This is a genomic window from Bradyrhizobium cajani, assembly GCF_009759665.1.
Lineage (GTDB): Bacteria > Pseudomonadota > Alphaproteobacteria > Rhizobiales > Xanthobacteraceae > Bradyrhizobium > Bradyrhizobium cajani.
On the sequence record NZ_WQNE01000091.1, the window covers coordinates 1 to 1,241 of the forward strand.

At 60.2% G+C, this 1,241-nt stretch carries 1 protein-coding gene; it reads left to right on the forward strand.

Annotation, left to right across the window (positions count from 1 at the left end):
• Window positions 1-128 precede the first annotated feature (128 nt).
• Complete coding sequence (locus GPL20_RS38510) at window positions 129-1,166, forward strand: IS481 family transposase (protein ID WP_157337945.1); 1,038 nt, start codon at window positions 129-131, stop codon at window positions 1,164-1,166.
• Window positions 1,167-1,241 lie beyond the last annotated feature (75 nt).

The window sequence follows — 1,241 nt, forward strand, 5'->3', positions numbered from 1 at the left end:
ATTGTAGAAGTTTCGACTTAATCTGACGGCAAGGTTTGACTGGCAGGGAATGGAGCTGCGGGCGAGCAGGAGCGCTCACCCAAAGGGCGCTCCCGCGCAGCCCGCAGCGTCTCACAGGAGACGTTACCATGACCCAGGAACAGAAGGTCATTCGCGCGAAAGTCGGAATGCTGGAATTGGCCAAGCAGCTCGGCAATGTCAGTCAGGCTTGCCGGATGATGGGCTATAGCCGCGACAGCTTCTACCGGTTCAAGGAACTGTACGACAAGGGCGGCGAGCTGGCGCTGATTGAGATCAGCCGCAAGAAACCGATCCTGAAGAACCGGGTCGCGCCGGAGGTCGAGGCGGCCGTCGTTGAGCTGGCGATCGACCAGCCGGCCTGGGGCCAGGTACGAGTCAGCAATGAGCTCAGGAGCCGCGGCCTGTCGATCTCCCCGTTCGGGGTGCGTGCGGTGTGGCTGCGTCACGACCTCGCCAACGTCAAGAAGCGGCTGACGGCGCTGGAGGCCAAGATGGCCCAGGACGGCCTGGTGCTGACCGAGGCCCAGCTCGTTGCGTTGGAAAAGGCCAAATCCGAGAAGGAGGCACACGGCGAGTTCGAGAGCGAGTGCCCCGGCTATTGTGGTGCGCAGGACACCTTCTATGTCGGCAACATGAAGGGGGTCGGGCGGATCTATCAGCAGACCTTCATTGACACCTACAGCAAGGTGGCGTTCGCCAAGCTGTATGATCGCAAGACGCCGATCACGGCGGCCGAACTGTTGAATGATCGCGTGGTGCCGTTCTTCGATGCGCGGGGCATCCCGCTGAACCGGATCCTGACCGACCGCGGCACCGAGTATTGCGGCAATCCGGAGCATCACGAATACGAGCTCTACCTCGCCGTCGAGGACATCGATCACACCCGCACCAAGACGAAGAGCCCACAAACCAACGGCATTGTCGAGCGCTTCCACCGCACCGTGCTCGAGGAGTTCTATCGCGTCGCGTTCCGCAAGAAGATCTATCCGAGTATCACTGCGTTGCAGAGCGATCTCGATGAGTGGATCGCTGCTTACAATGAGGTGCGCCCGCATCAGGGGCGCTGGTGTTACGGCAAGACGCCGATGCAAACCTTGCTTGACGCAAGTGCTCTGTCGAGAGAGAAATTGTTGCCGGCTGCGTGAGGTCGGACATGAAATCTTTGTCGGACACCTGCCGCGACAAAGCACCCACTGTCAGCTCAAGTCCCTTCTTTTACA